Origin of the sequence: Clostridium sp. AF32-7AC (genome assembly GCF_003477925.1) — a bacterium.
Taxonomy (GTDB): Bacteria; Bacillota; Clostridia; order Lachnospirales; family Lachnospiraceae; genus Otoolea; species Otoolea fessa.
The window spans coordinates 164010-180217 of sequence record NZ_QUEG01000002.1 but is presented as its reverse complement, the minus strand read 5'-3'; the positions used below and the strand labels follow the sequence as shown (position 1 = coordinate 180217).

Below are 16208 nucleotides of genomic sequence, written 5' to 3'. Positions count from 1 at the left end.
CGCCCCTGTGTTACTGTTCACGCATACGTACCCCGTAACACGTGATTCACACACTTCCCGTTGTTCACAAAAGATTCCCTTTATTTTTTAGGCGTTTCGTATTACAATAAGGATATCGAATCGTATAGAGAGGAGTATCAACCATGGCAAAAAAACATTTTGGTAAATTACTGACACTGGCAGCTATCGTCGGCGCTGCAGCAGCTGGTGTTTCTTACGTCTTACAGTATAAATCATTCCACAAGGAACTGGATGAGGATTTCCACGACTTTGAAGATGATTTCGATGATTTTGACGATGCCGGCGATAAAGAAGCTTCCAAGGCTTCTGATACAGCTGCCTCCGAACGCAGCTATGTTTCCTTAAATCCGGAGAAAAAGGAAGCTCCGGCTGAGACTCCAGAGGAAACTTCTGAACATTCTGAGGAAAGCGAAAAAGCTCCGGCTGATGCAGATGTCTCTTCCGAAGAACCAGTCAAAACAGAAACCGTCCGCGCAGATGCTCCGGTTTCCGAGGACGGCGAATCTTCTTCCGAGAAAGAAGATTCCGACGCAGCCCCGGATGACAGCACAACCGTGACGGTTGAGGAAATCACAGAATAACACAGGAGGATTCTTTGCATGATACAAAGTCTTCTCCGCGCGATGGAACTTCTGGAACTTTTAAAAGAAGCCAACCACAAATATTCCATCGCAGAACTTTCCGAATCAACCGGGCTTCCGCCCAGCACAATCCACCGGATTTTGCAGACATTTTGTGAAAAAAAATACGTGATCCGCGATGAACACGCGCACACCTACCAGCTTGGTCCCGCCCTCATCTCTCTCGGTCGGGCGGCGGCTGACAATGTGCGGATTCAGGATGCGGCGCTTCCGATTCTCAAGAACCTCTCCTACTGTACCCGTGAGGATTCCTATCTGATCATCCAGGTTGGCGACAAGGGACTGGTACTTGACAAAACGGACGGTCCGAACCACCTCAAGGTCGTCGAAGAATTTGGCTATGAGATGGATCTGCACTGCGGTGCGATCCGCAAAGCGCTTCTGGCTTTCCAGAGCGACGAATACATCCGCCGCTATCTGGACACACGCTTAACCCGTCCTGAGGCATTTCCAAAGGCGGATCCCGCAGAATTGGCAGAAGAACTCCGCACCATCCGTGAGAAGGGCATTGCCGTTTCCCACGGCGAATACGTCCCGGATGCAGTCGGGATCGGTGCTCCCATTTACGGTATTGACGGACGCATTTCCGCTTCGGTCGGAATCATCGCACCGTATTCCCGTATTGAAGATGACACACATCTTCTGCACCTGCAGGATCAGGTCCGCCACAGTGCGGCAGAATTATCCTATTATATGGGACATACATTTAAGCAGGAGAAATAAAGGAGATTTCACTTTATGATTAATAAACGCTTATTTTTAGCAGGCTTAACAACCGGTCTTCTCTCCCTCTCCGTCGCTTTCCCGGCGATGGCAGGAAGCTGGAAAAATGGAGCTGGTGACAATGCTGCCCGCTGGTGGTACGACAACGGTGACAACACCTGGGCGGCAAATGGCTGGCGCTGGATCGACGGCAACCAGGACGGCGTCAGCGAATGCTACTATTTCGACGCCGAAGGCTGGCTTCTAACCTCCACCACGACACCGGACGGCTACACTGTAAACGCAGACGGCGCCTGGACGGTAAACGGCATCGCTCAGAGCCGCCAGACCGCGGCTTCCAATGAATTCGATAACGAAAGCTGGGACGATTTCCAGAACAGCTCCTCCAAAAAGACGAAAAAAACAGCCACCAGCTCCAGCAGGACGCCAGATTCCGGAAGCTCTGACTCCAGCACCGGCTCATCCGAAGATTCTTCCAGCGATGATAGCAGCAATTCCAACGGAAGCTCCGGCAGCCACAGCAATTCCGGAAGCTCCGGTCCGTCCAAAGAAACCTCTTCTACTTCCGGAGACAAAAAGCCGGATGCTCCAAAGAAGAACTCCAAACAGGAACCAGGCAGCGGCTACCGCCAGGGGTCTGTGACGGATGAGCAAATTGCAAATAATAGTTCTTCTGACTCCACTAAGGAATAAATAAATGTATGCCGCAAGGCGCACCAAACAAACGCCCCCGCAAGAAAATCTCCTGCGGGGGCGTTTCTATCTCATCATTCAGTTTCCCAAACGAATCTTCTATTATTTCTGAAGTGCAAGAACGTCAGCGAATGCCTGAATAGCAGTGCTTGCCTGACCGAAGTCTCTCATCTGCTGGTCGATACCCAGTTTGATGTGCGGAACGCCTGCATCGTTCAGAGCTTTCTTCAGGTATGGATACTCCATCTCCTCCGGATCACAGAACTGCTGCATAAACAGTACCAGACCCTGAGCGCCGCTCTCTTTAACCATGTTAGCTACGAACTCACCACGACGGTTCTTGTCAGATTCCGGATCGTACAGAAGTACTTCGTAATCGATGTTAGCGAACTGTTTAGCCAGTGCTCTAACCGGATCCAGCTCGTCTTCCGGAGCGTCTACACGGAAGGAACGTGTCTCATGTGCTACATCATCTGCAGCGATAGCGATGTTGTTCTCTTCGAAGATAGAAAGCAGCTTCGGATTATCACAGATAATACCGGAGGTAACAACCTTGGTTCCCTTCCAGTCACAGACAGGAAGTTTAGCCAGCTCTGCGTTCAGCTCGTTCAGCTTTGCAGTGTATTCCGGCTTCTCCATGAAGTAGAATGCCTTCAGAACTGCGGAACGTTTGGTTGGTGTGATAACATCACAGTGCTCGTTAGCCAATTTTACGAACTCACGGCGAGCTGCACGGCTCTTGTTGTATACAACGATAGCATCCTGGATGTCAGAATCAGTAATCTTTCTTCCAGCGATCTCTTCCAGATCAGCTTTTACATGGTTGTACTGATCGATACAGAACTGAAGACCAAACTCTTCGAAACGGTTCTGCGGATGAGCTAAGAAGATAACTTTCATCTTGTCGCCCATAGCTACACGGAAGTTCTGGCTCATCGGACGAAGAGTATCACAGATAGTAGGTGTGATAATACCGTCTAACTGATCCATAGTTCCATCCAGCAGCATCTCCAGAGCTAACTGAGCGATGGTGCAGTAGAAAGTAGCGCAGTACTCTTTTGCACGGCTGATGGTCTTAGTGTTGGAACCCCACATACCCATCGGAACGATACCAGCGGCATATACAAGCTCTTCCGGAGCGTAGTAAGGAAGAACACCAACTACTTTTTTGCCCTGAGCTTTATATTCAGCAAGCTGCTGCTTCGGAGTTGCAGCTTTTACCTTAAATTCTTCTAATAATGCGTTAACACTCATGGTTATTTAGCCTCCTTTGCCTGCTTATTTGCTTCCATTGCCTCAACCAGACCCTCTACACGAGTCTCGTACTGAGCAGCATTGAAGTTACGCGGGTCAGCCTGATCGCCGTCGAAACCAGCACACGGGATACCCAGGTCAGCAGTAAAGCGACGCTGCATCTCAGCCATGTAACCACTCCACGGTTTACAGCTTCTGTTGTAGTGAACCAGAACGCCATCTACCTTGTTATCACGGCAGATGCCTTCACGCCAGTCAACACCCTGCTCGATGCAGACAGAGTTCGGAGCTTTGTAGTAAGCACGAGCCATCTCATCGATGTTGTTGTAAACGAAACCAAATGCCGGAGCATATACAACGGCAGTAACGTTTACACCGTGGGTCTTCAGCGGTTTGAACAGAGCCGGCAGTTTCGGCCAGCACGGAATACCCTCGAACATAACACGGTATTTCTCCGGGAACGGAGTTGTGGTCTCACCCTTCTTAACTGTCTCTTCCAGGTCTTTTGCAAGTAATTCAAAAGCATCACCAGCAGCTACAGTAGCACGTGCAGTTACAACGTCTGCCATGTGGTTGAACAGGTCAAATCCACTGTATGGAGCCGGTTTGTACTGCAGGAAATCACAGACTTTCAGCCAAGCCTTAGCGGTACGGTTAGCGTTTGCACAAGCCTGCTCGAACTTCTTCTCGTCGAACTTCTTGCCTGTCAGCTCTTCCAGCTGTTTGATCGCTTTGTCGAACTGAGCGCGAACGTATTTAACATTCTCATCATGAACTTCTACTGTATTGTTGTACGGGATATCGATCATGATCAGCGGAATGTTACACATACGAGCGATGTTCTCATACCATTTTGTCATACAGTTACAGATGTTGTTGCAGCAAAGAACGAAATCCGGCTGCGGAATACGCATCTGACGAATCGGAGAAATAGCCTCAAGACGTTTCTCTTTTTCCGGACCATCCGGGAGTTTTTCAATCTCAAGCAGGTTGTCCAGCTGCAGATACGGAGTCTGAGTCTTCGGATCCTTCTTCGGTTTTCCGTCTTCACCCATCACTACGTTGCCGTCAGCATCTTTTAATGGTTTACCTGTGCTCGGATCGATGATGTATTCACCAGTCTCCGGATCATACTTACGGGATACACGTACACCAGCTGCATATGCAAGGCTGATACGAGCGTAACCGCAGATATCGTTGTCATATCCAAGATCCTCAGCTGCCTGGCACATCAGCTCACCGTAACGGTTAGCTGCGATACCAGCTGCCTGGTTCTCCGGATACATAACGTGTAAATCAAATGCTGCTGCAAGCTCACACGGGAATTTGGAAGAAGACCATCCAACTAACTCGCCTCTTGCTTTGGCCTCACGCGCCTCTTTGTGTACGTCATCTACGACTTTACGAAGCGCAAGAACACCAGGACTAACTTGTTTTGCCATAATAATTATCCTCCATTCTTAAAAATTAACTTAGTTACTTCTGACGGCTGGCTACCTGATATGCCATCAGGGCTGCGCCAAGCGCGCCGTTATACTGTGTCAGCGGGGATGTACAAATCTTTACGCCAAGCTCAGCCTCAAGCGCATCTACTACGCCCTGGTTCTGAGCCACACCGCCTGTCATAACGACATCCGGCACTACACCGATTCGGTGGGCAAGACCCGTGACACGATGAGCCACTGAACGATGAATACCGGCAATGATATCACATTTATCCGTTCCCATCGACAACTGGCTTATAACCTCACTCTCTGCAAAAACCGTACAGGTGGAACTGATTCCTACCTGCTTCTTGGACATAGCGCCAAGACGGCCTAGATCACTTACCTCAACTTCGAGAACGCGAGCCATAACATCCAGGAATCTTCCGGTTCCGGCTGCACACTTATCGTTCATCTGGAAGTTTGTCATGACACCGTCCTCAACGCGAAGAACCTTCACGTCCTGACCGCCGATGTCAATTACGGTATGAACCTTCGGGAAAAGGAAATAAGCGCCCTTTGCATGACATGACAGCTCACTCATCTGCTTATCGGCAATTCCGTCCATCAGAGATGTACGTCCATAACCGGTAGCCAGTGTGAATGCCATATCTTCTTTCTTGAGGCCTGCATCTTCCAGAACTGCCTCGATGGCACGGCTTGGACCGCTGGTACCTGCTCCAACGTCAATCAGAGACTTACCTACGATCTCCTTGCCATCCTTCAGGATGATACATTTGGAAGCTGTAGAGCCTACGTCGATACCTAAAGTGAAAATTTCGCTCATGATGTATCTTTTTCCTTTCAATACTGACTTTCTATGCCTGATTTTTGTTTCAACGATGTTTTGGCAGATCCGTGCTATCACATCGTCTCCACCCATCATAATACCACAAAATCAACTAAAAGTCGCTGTAAAATCTTGAAAATGTTATAAAATAATTCTTAACAAAACTATTACTTATTACTTATCTGCCTGAGTATACCAATAAATCGAGCAAAGGTTCCAGTTCCTTTGCCCGATTTATCTGCAAGCATCCGGCAAAACGGTTCATTTACAGTCATACAGACAAGCCGCTTCGCCAGAGCCTCACACTATTCACACTATCAATTTGTTACTTATCACTATTTACACTATCACTGTCAGCCGCGTACTTACGCGCCTTCTCTTTTTAAAATGTTATCTTAGCGGCACCTATCACAATGCCGTTTTAATTTGATAATTATTTACCGTAGTTGATGAACTCACGAGTAGATCTCGGAGCCAGCATCTGATGCATCGGGCAGATAGCCTGAGCATTCTGATAATAAGCCTCGGTAAATGCCTGGATGTACGGACGAAGATCGGTCAGATCTACGATCTCATCAACCATACCCTGTTTTGTACAATATTTCGGACGAGATTTGTCTGTGTACATCTGGATCATAGCGTTCATCTTGTCGATGATCGGCTGAAGCGGCTCGCCAGCTTTTTTAGCTTTAACAAGCTTTCTGGAGTACATAGCGTTTGCAGCGGTCTCACCCGGCATTACGTAGTACTCGCAAGCACCTGTACCGATAGAGAATACGTTGGTGTTGTTGCCCTGCGGACCACCCAGAACGTAGTGAGCAGCAGCACTTGCCTTACGAAGAGTAACCTCCAGAGACGGAAGCTTAGCATTCTCGATAGAGTAGATCAGGGACTGACCTAAACCAAGCAGCTCTGCCTTCTCAGCGTCATCGCCTACATCGATACCTGTGGTATCCTGCAGCCAGATAACCGGTGTCTTATCACGAGCACACAGAGTAACGAACTCGTTCATCTTAATCAGACCCTGACGGTACAGCTTACCACCGATACCTACAGAACCCTGTTTGTACTCCGGATAGTTCATGAGTAAGCCCTGTACGTTAGCGATAACACCAACCAGAAGGCCGTTAACTTTTGCAAGACCAGCAACGATCTCCGGACCGTAGCCTTTCTTGTACTCGAAGAACTCACTGTTATCGAACAGACGGCCGATTACATCGTAGATGTCGTACGGACGTTTCTGGTTCATCGGGATGATGCTGTACAGATCCTCAGCCGGAAGCTGCGGAGCCTTCGGGCTGTCAACACGGAAGAACTCCAGGTTGAAGCACGGAAGGTAGTTGATGTACTTCTTGATTCCCTCGATAACGCCTAAATCATCCTCGTAAACTTCACGGAAGAATCCTGTCTCATCATAGTGGATCGGCACGGAACCCGGAGCCGGAACGTGATGTTTGCTGTTCTCGATCTGAGCGTTAACGATCTGCTCTGCTGCTTCCTCATCGATGTAACCCTTCGGGTTCATACCGGAAAGGATACCAGCGCCACCAACTGCCATGTTCGCATCTTTATGAGCGATCAGGATAGTCGGGGAAATGCTGTGGTAACCACCACCTGCCGGGTTGGTTCCGTAGATACCTACGATAACCGGAACACCAAGCTGGTTTAACTCAGCGTTGCGGAAGAACGGTGTACCACCACCACGACGGTTCGGGTATACTTTGTCCTGATTCGGGAACTCAACGCCTGAGCAGTTTAACAGGTATACTAACGGCAGATGCAGCATCTTAGCGGTATCTGCAGCACGGAGCAGGTTATCTGCCTGTCCCGGAACCCAAGCACCAGCCATCTTCTTGTTATCAGAAGCGATGATGTAAACCCATTTGCCATTTACACGGCCAAGACCATTCAGAACGTTAGTTGTCTGGAAACGGTTGTCTTCCGGATTGTAAAGGCTGTTTAACGGGCACCATGTACCTGGATCGATCAGGGCGTTGATACGCTGTGTAGCAGAAAGCTGTCCACGTGCGTTTAACTTCTCTTCGGTTGTGATACCAGCATCAAGAGCCTGCTTAATGGACTCATGGATGTCGTTCTCAACAGCCTTCAGTTCCTGCTCGTTTTCCGGATTCGGATTAACCAGAGCTTTACCAACGGTAGGCATATTCTGGAAATATCCTGGCATTGAATACATATTCATGTCTTCTTTTCTCCTTATAAAATAAAAAATAAAAATGGTTATAAATGAATTGCTTGCGGGACAGTTCGTCTCCTGTCCCGCCTGCAATCAGTAACTAATTAATCGACAGAAATGATATCTGTCTTGATTCCCTATGGAAGGCTAATTACTTAGTCTCCTTCGGAACTTTGATGAATGCCTGACCTGGGTCGATCTCTTCACGAATAACGCGGATGATCTCCGGATCCGGACCTTCCATCAGCTGAGCTCTGGAGGTATCGATCTCGAAACCAGTGTTCTCCTGAACCATTTCCGGAGAGGAGAATGGATAGTAGTAAGCCAGGTACATTCTCTTGGTCTCTTCGTCGAATTTCATGATACCAAGATCGGTAACTACCATCTGCGGTCCACGGTTGCCCGGAAGACCTGCTCTCTCACGTCCGCCAGGGCCGTCCATCCAGCCACAGCTTGTGATGTAGTCAACATGCTCCATGAATCTTCTCTTCTGATGCTGCATCATGATGATGGTGTTGCAGAAGGTAGCGATTCCGTTTGCACCGCCAGAACCGGTGAAACGTGTGGTAGGTTTAACATAATCACCCTTACCAAAGATACAGGTAGAGTTAACGTTTCCGTACGGGTCGATCTGAGCGCCACCGATGAATGCGATCATACGATCAGCATCATGTAACCACTCATTAGCCTCGAAACCTACGAAACGAACGTTTGGCCACTGTACTGCACAGTGAGCCATGAAACGGTTGTCACCTACAGAACGCGGAACCTCAATCGGAGAACAATCCATAAGACCACTCTCTACGATCGGATGGCAGCTCGGGCAAACAACACGTTTTGCCAGGGATGCACCGATTAACGGAAGACCGGTACCAACGATAACGATCTGATTTTCTTTAATATTTTTTGCGATGGCGTAAGCCTGCATTTCCTGCTTTGTATACTTTGTATAATCAGCCATTTTAGATTTTCCCTCCCTCAATTAATGTCTGGTAGAATAGCCAAGATGCGGCTCATTCTTAAGGTTCATGAGGCGAGCGCCGCCCAGTACGTTGAGCAGATCATCCTGATCCTTGCATCCATATACATACTTCTGAAGGTAATCCTTGAAGGTCTCCGGAATCTTGGTGCCGTCAGCAGCATCTTTTGCAGCCTGTGCAGCAACTTCTGCAGCTTTTGCAAGCTTCTCATCTTCCGGCTTAGCAGCAGCAGCCTTAGCAGCTTTGTCTGCAGCCTTCTGAAGCTGTGCCTTAGCATCCTCAGCGTCAAGGTACTTGGAAGCCTTGTCGTACTCTTTCAAGCCCTTATCATCATCATCATAATAGCCGTAGCACTGTGCCGGCCAAGCACCGTACGGTGCACGAACAACGGCGTCTACACACTCACCAAAGATTCTTGTCTTGGTTGGGTCACGACGGATATACTCATCACTTACGATCTCCTCGCAGGTAACGATACAACGTTTTGCAGCTACAGCGATATCTACGTCATGGAACTCATCACCATCGATGATACAGGTTCCATCCGGAGATGCCTGCTGAACATGGATGATAGCGCAGTCAAGCTTCGGAACCGGAACAGCCAGCAGCTTCTCGCCTGGCTCAAGCGGGTTCTCGATCTCTACGCATTTCAGGTTGTCAACACCTTCCATGGTTCTTCTCTTCTCTTCGCTGATACCCCAGAACTTAACAAGTCCGGAGCCCTGCATCATACGTACCGGCAGGTACGGAAGACCCAGAGACGCAGCATGAAGCTGAAGCATCAGAACGTCCTGAGAATAATCCTCATATGTAAGCTCACCCTTCTCGATAGCTGCACGGAAACGACGAGCTACGTTGGTGTAACCAGAGTTTGCAGTATAGCAGTTGATGTAGGCTCTCACACGGCCCTCACCGATTAACGCATCCCAGTCACCACCTGCCGGGCCAGACCAGCCTACAAAACCAGTTTTACCCTGACGAAGGATCTCGTAAACTGCTGCATACGGTTTACGGTTTGTTGTAAATCCGCCGAGACAAAGTACATCGTTGTCACATACATACTTTTCTACGGCATCGTGTAAAGACATTACTTTATTAGCCACAATAAAGCCTCCTTTAAAAAAATTTTCTATAACTACCTATATAAATAAGTAAAAACGGGATCCGGTACTTCCGGCGCTGCGGTCTTTCGCAGGCCAGATGCAGCCAGATCCCGGCTGCAACAGCCAAAAATCAATATTCGATTAACCGAAAATCAGCATGAAGAAACCTGCTGCTACGGCAGAACCGATAACACCTGCTACGTTTGGTCCCATAGCGTGCATCAGAAGGAAGTTGGTCGGATTCTCTTTTGCACCAACTGTCTGAGAAACGCGGGCAGCCATCGGTACAGCAGATACACCAGCGGAACCGATTAACGGGTTGATCTTGCCGCCGGTTACAGCGCACAGCACCTTACCAAGGAGAACACCTCCGATGGTAGCGAATGCGAATGCAAGAAGACCCATGCAAACGATAGCGATGGTCTGAACACGCAGGAAGATCTCACCGTTTGCGGTCGCACCTACGGTAGTACCAAGCATGATAGTTACGATGTTACACAGTGCGTTCTGAGCTGTATCAGAAAGACGCTCTGTAACACCAGATTCACGAAGCAGGTTACCAAGCATCAGCATACCAAGCAGCGGAGCTACGGACGGAAGAAGCAGGGAGCAGAACAGTACTACGAATACCGGGAATACGATCTTCTCAACCTTGCTTACCTTACGGAGCTGCTTCATAACGATGGAACGCTCTTTCTTAGTGGTAAGAAGCTTCATGATCGGCGGCTGAATCAGCGGAATCAGCGCCATGTAGGAGTAAGCGGCAACGGCGATCGGAGCAACCAGATCCGGTGCCAGGTTGTTAGCTACATAGATAGCGGTCGGACCGTCTGCACCACCGATGATACCGATAGCAGCTGCCTCACCTACTGTAAACAGACCAGTTGCGTTAGCCAGCATGAATGCAATGTAGATACCGAACTGAGCAGCTGCACCAAGCAGAAGGCTCACCGGGTTTGCAATCAGCGGACCAAAGTCTGTCATGGCACCTACTGCCATGAAGATCAGACACGGGAACAAACTGGACTTAACACCGCCGTAGATGATACGCAGAACACCTGCGGTATACCACGGCTCGCTTTCCTTCATCAGGTCAGCCAACGGCAGGTTTGCCAGGAACATACCAAATGCAATCGGAAGCAGAAGAAGCGGCTCGAACTGCTTTTTAATTGCCAGGTATAATAATACAAAAGCAATGAGAATCATTACACAGCTTCTCCAGGTCAATGCTGCGAAACCCGACTGTGCAAGAAGCTCTTTTAATATTTCAAAAAAGTTCATTACCTAACCTCCTAGTTCAGAGCAACCAGAGCAGCTCCTGTATCAACAGAATCGCCAGCCTTAACAAGGATCTTGCTGACTGTACCGTCTGCCGGAGCAACGATCTCAGTCTCCATTTTCATGGCTTCCATAATAACTACTACTTCGCCAAATTTAACTGCCTGTCCTTCAGATACCTTGATGTTCAGGATTTTACCTGGCATTGGAGCTTCTACGGTAGTTGCGCCCGCCGGAGCTGCTGCCTTCGGAGCCGGAGCTGCTGCCGATGCCGGAGCTGGAGCCGGTGCTGCTGCAACTGGAGCCGGTGCTGCCGGTCTCTGTACCGGTGCGGATGCCGGAAGAACCGGAGCTACCGGAGCTGCTACACCATTACGATCCAGAGATTTGTAAGCTTCTAATTTTTCTACTTCAACTTCGTATTTCTTTCCATTGATCGTAGCAACATATTTCATAATTCTTTACGTCCTTTCGAATGTTTATCATTACTGTTCACACATGTGTGCCCAGTAATGGGATTTTGCCGATGCTTTGTATTCCAAATCGGCAAAATCTGTTGCCTGAACTGTATCATACAGAATTTTCAGTTCCGAAAATTCCTTTTTGTAAACAGTTGCTATTTATCATAGTATCGTCTATTAGTTCAGGGTAACCAGTGCTGCACCTGTGTCAACGGCGTCGCCTGCTTTGACAAGAATCTGTGCTACTGTACCGTCTGCCGGAGCAACGATTTCAGTTTCCATCTTCATAGCTTCCATCACGATGACGGTCTCACCAAACTTAACTGCCTGTCCTGCAGATACTTTGATGTTCAGGATTTTACCTGGCATCGGAGCCTCTACGGTAGTTGCACCTGCTGCCGGTGCTGCCGCCGGAGCTGCTGCTGGTGCAGGAGCCGGTGCTGCTGGTGCAGGCGCCGGTGCTGGAGCTGCCGGTGCTGCTGCCGGAGCCGGTGCTGCTGCCGGAGCCTCGCCGTAACGCGGCATTGGCTCGTATGCATCGATTCTTTCAAGTTCTACTTCGTACTGTTTTCCATTGAGGGTAGCCGTATACTTCATAACTGCTCTAACCTTCCTTTCGATTTCCTTTCATTCCTGTTTCTCATTACTTAACTTCTGTCACGCTCAAGATCTTAAACTTGTCTGTCGGCAATCCGAGGTCATCCCCGATCGTTGCCATCAGCACGGCAAGTAATTCCTTATCAGCTTCATCCGACACAGCCGGTGCTGCTTTCTGTGCTGCGGCCGGGGCCTTAGCACCATCAGAAACAACGGAGCGGAGAATCTTGGAAATTACCATAATTGCCAGAGCCAGACAGATCAGAGCCAGGAAAACTACCGAAAGACCCAGCAGAGAAACGATAACTGACTGCCCGAAAGGCATAGTTGGTTCAGTCCACATTGTGCATTGCACCTCCTTATTTATTTTAGGTTCTGCTTTCTTTGTGAAAAATTATACTTATAAAATTCCACCAGTAAGATTCCGTATTGTGGAATGCATTCCATTTTTGAAAGCAATTTATAAGGGGCTTTTCCCCTTAACTGTAACAAGTGAAGCCACAGATTGACATGATCAGCTCACTTTACTTAAATTATAACAGTAACCCCCCTGATTGTCAACCAAGCCTTTCATAAATTATGCACAAAAAGCAGGGTGTTTTATTAGCAAAAACAACCTGCTTTTTATAGGTTATTACTACATTTTTCTACATTTTTCTTAATAACCCCCGGAAGAATCGCCAAGACCTCTCAAGCATTTTGCTCATATTCTAAAATGTATTCTGAAAGTCCCGTTCTCTCCTTTTTTCATCAGAACAAAGCCGCTTTTTTCTGTATTTTTTTATACATTTTCAAGAGTTGTTCTCGATTTATTTCGGAAGCTTGAAAGAGCTCTTCAGCGAAACAATCCGGTTGAAAACCGGTTTGCCCGGCTCGCTGTCGCGGCAGTCCACGCAGAAGTATCCATTGCGGACGAACTGAAAGCTCTCAAATGCTTTTGCCTCTTTCAGACCCGGCTCTAAGTAACACTCTTTCAGAACGCGCAGGGAATTCGGATTTAAGTTCAGCGTTCCATCTGCATTGAGTTTGCCCTTTTCCTCGTCTACCAGGTTCTCATAGAGACGTACTTCTGCTTTCAGTGCAGTCTGTGCTGCTACCCAGTGAATCGTACCTTTTACCTTTCTTGCATTGAAGCCGGAACCACTCTTCGTCTCTGGATCGTAGGTACAGTGAACAACCGTTACATTACCGTCTGCATCTTTCTCGAATCCGGTGCAGGTAACAAAGTACGCGTTCATCAGGCGGACCTCATTGCCCGGGAAGAGACGGAAGTATTTCTTCGGTGGTTCCTCCATAAAGTCCTCGCGTTCGATGTAAAGTTCTCTGCCAAATGGAATCTTTCTGGAACCAAGTTCCTCGTTCTCCATATTGTTTGGTGCATCCAGCTCCTCGATCTGTCCTTCCGGATAGTTGTCGATAACAAGCTTGACCGGGTCAAGAATTGCCATCACACGGGACTTCTTTAATTTCAGATCCTCGCGCAGGCAGTACTCTAACATTGCACTGTCGATGGAATTATCTGCTTTGGAGACACCTGCCAGCTCTACAAAGCGGCGGATGGATTCCGGCGTGTAACCTCTGCGGCGCAGCGCTGCGATGGTTACCAGACGCGGGTCATCCCAGCCATCTACAATCTTATCTTCTACCAGTTTCTTGATATAACGTTTTCCGGTAATGACGTTGGTCAGATACATCTTCGCAAACTCAATCTGGCGCGGCGGGTTCTCAAACTCGCACTCTCTTACGACCCAGTCATAGAGCGGTCTGTGATCCTCAAATTCCAGCGTACAAATCGAATGCGTGATGTGCTCAATCGCATCCTCAATCGGATGAGCGAAATCGTACATCGGGTAAATGCACCATTTGTCCCCGGTGTTGTGATGATGCATATGGGCTACACGATAAATAACCGGATCACGCATATTGATGTTCGGGGATGCCATATCAATTTTCGCACGCAGTACCTTTTCGCCATCCGCATATTTGCCTTCTTTCATCTCCTCAAAGAGCTGTAAGTTCTCCTCGATGCTGCGGTTGCGGTATGGGCTTTCCTTACCAGGATTGTTAAAATCACCGCGGTACTCGCGGATCTGATCAGCTGTCAGATCGCAGACGAATGCTTTTCCCTTTTTAATAAGAAGAACTGCACACTCATACATCTGCTGGAAATAGTTGGATGCAAAAAACAGGCGGTCCTCAAAATCAGCGCCCAGCCATTTTACATCCTCGATGATTGACTCAACAAACTCCGTCTTCTCCTTCGTCGGGTTGGTGTCATCAAAACGGAGATTGAATTTTCCGTTGTATTCTTTTGCCAGTCCAGAGTTCAGAATAATCGATTTAGCGTGTCCAATATGAAGATATCCGTTCGGTTCCGGAGGAAATCTCGTCTGGACATGATCGTAAACGCCCTCTGCCAGATCTTTGTCAATCTCGCGCTCGATAAAGTTCTTGGAGACAGCCTCTTCCTTCTCCTCTCCCTCTGCCAATGGTTTTTTATTTTCTTCCATATACATTCCCTCCGTTGTTTCTTTTCGTAAATTGATACTGTTGTTTGAGTCAAATCAAACAGTTTTATTTTTTATCATATCACATTTTGGAGTTTTCGAAAAGGGGATATTTGCCCACAAAAAAGGAAGCGCCGCGGGAGGACACTTCCTTTTCTGATTTTCAATTTTTAAGCATCTTTATTATGGCAATTTAAGATGTCCTGCGTTCGCAGGTAATTGTACTTCTTCTTATTATATATGTGTTTTTATGCGATTTTACTTATGCGTTTGCAAGAGCCTCGCCCAGTGCCTCGCACTCAGCACCTGCTGCCTCGTCCGGCGTTGCGTTGCAGATTACCGGCTCGCAAGCCATGGTTACGCCCAGAGTCATGCAGTCGCTCTCCCAGGTACGCATCCACTCGCCGTCGCCCCATCCGTAAGAACCGAATAATGCAATCTTTTTGCCAGAGAGAACCGGGCTAACCTCGTCGAACATCGGCTGGAACTCAGACTCCTCTAACTGTTCAGCCCCCATAGACGGGCAGCCAAATGCGATTCTGTCATACTCGCCAGCTTTGTCAGCGCCAAACTCTGCGGAAGTAAATAAATCAGCCTCGCCACCCGCTTTCTTAACGCCCTCTGCTACGTAATTTGCCATAGCCTCTGTGTTTCCCGTTCCGCTCCAGTATACAATTGCTACCTTGCTCATTTTTATTTCCTCCTTGTGAATAATTTACTTACTTAGATTTATTATGCGGCTTTTACAAGCTGAATAATCGGTGTCCCCTGACGGTATTTCTCCCGGCACACTTCCGTGCATTCCCGGTATGAATCAAACCGCCGTTTTGCTTCCTGCGGGTCGCCATACGTCTTCCAGTAACCGCTACAGGTATAATTTTTTCCCTGATTTTCAATGAATCCAACAACATCCTCAAGCGGATACCCCAGGAAAATGCCAATCTCATGTGGAAAATCATGTTCCAGACAAAGCCGGTTGGAAAGCTGCTTCAAAAAGCCATCGACCGTCTTCTGCATCTGGTAACCAGACTTTTTTAAAAAGTGCTGTACAGATATTTTACCCAGAATAAAGCGAAGCCATTCCTCGCGGTACACCAGAATCAGAAACGCGCCCGTCCGGCTGCACTCTTTAAGCGCCCGCACCTGAAGCCCCGACGGTTCCAGCTCCCGGTTCCAGAAATCAAGCGCTTCCAGGAGTTTATCACGGTTCTGCGGCTGATAGCGGAACAAGTTCGACGGTTTGATGCCACGAAGAGTCGGCGCACACACCTCTACGAATACTTCTTCAAACAATCGTTCCATCTTCCTGCCTCCTGACTGCTTCTCTTAGTTAGCCATATCTACCTTTAGTTAGATACAGCTAACTATCTTTTAAAAAATAAAAGGCTTTTTCTGCCTTCTATTTTCCTTTTCGCAGGTTAGTCTCATCTAACTTCAATGAGACTATATCATGAATCACTTACCACGTCAAGCAAATTTTGT

General features: G+C 48.1%; 16 protein-coding genes. 3 read left to right on the top strand and 13 right to left on the bottom strand.

The genetic code is table 11. From position 1 onward, the window contains the following. Nucleotides 1-143 precede the first annotated feature (143 nt). The 3 genes from DWZ45_RS04975 to DWZ45_RS04965 are packed head-to-tail and all read left to right on the top strand — an operon-like array spanning nucleotide 144 to nucleotide 2078. Complete coding sequence (locus tag DWZ45_RS04975; protein WP_107000298.1) at nucleotides 144-602, top strand: hypothetical protein; 459 nt, start codon at nucleotides 144-146, stop codon at nucleotides 600-602. Nucleotides 603-620: 18 nt separating this feature from the next. Then, a complete protein-coding gene (locus DWZ45_RS04970) occupies nucleotides 621-1385 on the top strand; it encodes an IclR family transcriptional regulator (protein ID WP_107000299.1) in 765 nt (254 codons plus the stop codon). 15 nt (nucleotides 1386-1400) lie between these two features. Next, on the top strand, nucleotides 1401-2078 hold the full coding sequence (locus DWZ45_RS04965; protein WP_118467961.1) for a choline-binding protein: 678 nt from the start codon (nucleotides 1401-1403) through the stop codon (nucleotides 2076-2078). Nucleotides 2079-2180: 102 nt separating this feature from the next. On the opposite strand, the gene hgdB is transcribed toward DWZ45_RS04965, so the two are convergent. The 13 genes from hgdB to DWZ45_RS04900 form a co-directional block, all read right to left on the bottom strand. Continuing rightward, on the bottom strand, nucleotides 2181-3332 hold the full coding sequence (gene hgdB, locus DWZ45_RS04960) for a (R)-2-hydroxyglutaryl-CoA dehydratase subunit beta (protein ID WP_107000301.1): 1152 nt from the start codon (nucleotides 3330-3332) through the stop codon (nucleotides 2181-2183). A gap of 2 nt (nucleotides 3333-3334) precedes the next feature. Next, complete coding sequence (gene hgdA / locus DWZ45_RS04955) at nucleotides 3335-4774, bottom strand: (R)-2-hydroxyglutaryl-CoA dehydratase subunit alpha (protein ID WP_107000302.1); 1440 nt, start codon at nucleotides 4772-4774, stop codon at nucleotides 3335-3337. 34 nt (nucleotides 4775-4808) lie between these two features. Continuing rightward, nucleotides 4809-5603 carry a (R)-2-hydroxyglutaryl-CoA dehydratase activase HgdC gene (gene hgdC, locus DWZ45_RS04950; protein ID WP_107000303.1) on the bottom strand — a complete coding sequence of 265 codons (795 nt, stop codon included), beginning with the start codon at nucleotides 5601-5603 and terminating at the stop codon, nucleotides 4809-4811. 436 nt (nucleotides 5604-6039) lie between these two features. After that, entirely contained in the window at nucleotides 6040-7806 is a 1767-nt protein-coding gene (locus DWZ45_RS04945) for a carboxyl transferase domain-containing protein (RefSeq protein ID WP_107000304.1), read from the bottom strand. 145 nt (nucleotides 7807-7951) lie between these two features. Further along, nucleotides 7952-8761 (bottom strand): glutaconate CoA-transferase subunit B, encoded by an 810-nt coding sequence (gene gctB / locus DWZ45_RS04940; protein WP_107000305.1) that lies wholly within the window; start codon nucleotides 8759-8761, stop codon nucleotides 7952-7954. 21 nt (nucleotides 8762-8782) lie between these two features. Further along, nucleotides 8783-9883, bottom strand: coding sequence for a CoA-transferase (locus DWZ45_RS04935; RefSeq protein ID WP_022359951.1), 1101 nt, complete (start codon nucleotides 9881-9883; stop codon nucleotides 8783-8785). A gap of 141 nt (nucleotides 9884-10024) precedes the next feature. Continuing rightward, nucleotides 10025-11164, bottom strand: a complete 1140-nt coding sequence (locus DWZ45_RS04930; protein WP_117796388.1) for a sodium ion-translocating decarboxylase subunit beta — start codon at nucleotides 11162-11164, stop codon at nucleotides 10025-10027. 11 nt (nucleotides 11165-11175) lie between these two features. Continuing rightward, nucleotides 11176-11616 (bottom strand): biotin/lipoyl-containing protein, encoded by a 441-nt coding sequence (locus DWZ45_RS04925; protein ID WP_118467959.1) that lies wholly within the window; start codon nucleotides 11614-11616, stop codon nucleotides 11176-11178. 183 nt (nucleotides 11617-11799) lie between these two features. Beyond that, entirely contained in the window at nucleotides 11800-12219 is a 420-nt protein-coding gene (locus DWZ45_RS04920; protein ID WP_118467957.1) for an acetyl-CoA carboxylase biotin carboxyl carrier protein subunit, read from the bottom strand. A gap of 46 nt (nucleotides 12220-12265) precedes the next feature. Beyond that, the gene (locus DWZ45_RS04915) at nucleotides 12266-12562 is read right to left on the bottom strand and encodes an OadG family protein (RefSeq protein ID WP_022359955.1); all 297 of its coding nucleotides are present in this window, start codon (nucleotides 12560-12562) and stop codon (nucleotides 12266-12268) included. Between the two features lie 466 nt (nucleotides 12563-13028). Further along, entirely contained in the window at nucleotides 13029-14729 is a 1701-nt protein-coding gene (locus DWZ45_RS04910) for a glutamine--tRNA ligase/YqeY domain fusion protein (protein WP_118467955.1), read from the bottom strand. Nucleotides 14730-14988: 259 nt separating this feature from the next. Further along, nucleotides 14989-15417 (bottom strand): flavodoxin, encoded by a 429-nt coding sequence (locus DWZ45_RS04905; protein WP_022359957.1) that lies wholly within the window; start codon nucleotides 15415-15417, stop codon nucleotides 14989-14991. Between the two features lie 41 nt (nucleotides 15418-15458). Next, on the bottom strand, nucleotides 15459-16028 hold the full coding sequence (locus DWZ45_RS04900) for a DUF3793 family protein (protein ID WP_107000310.1): 570 nt from the start codon (nucleotides 16026-16028) through the stop codon (nucleotides 15459-15461). Between the last annotated feature and the right edge of the window lie 180 nt (nucleotides 16029-16208).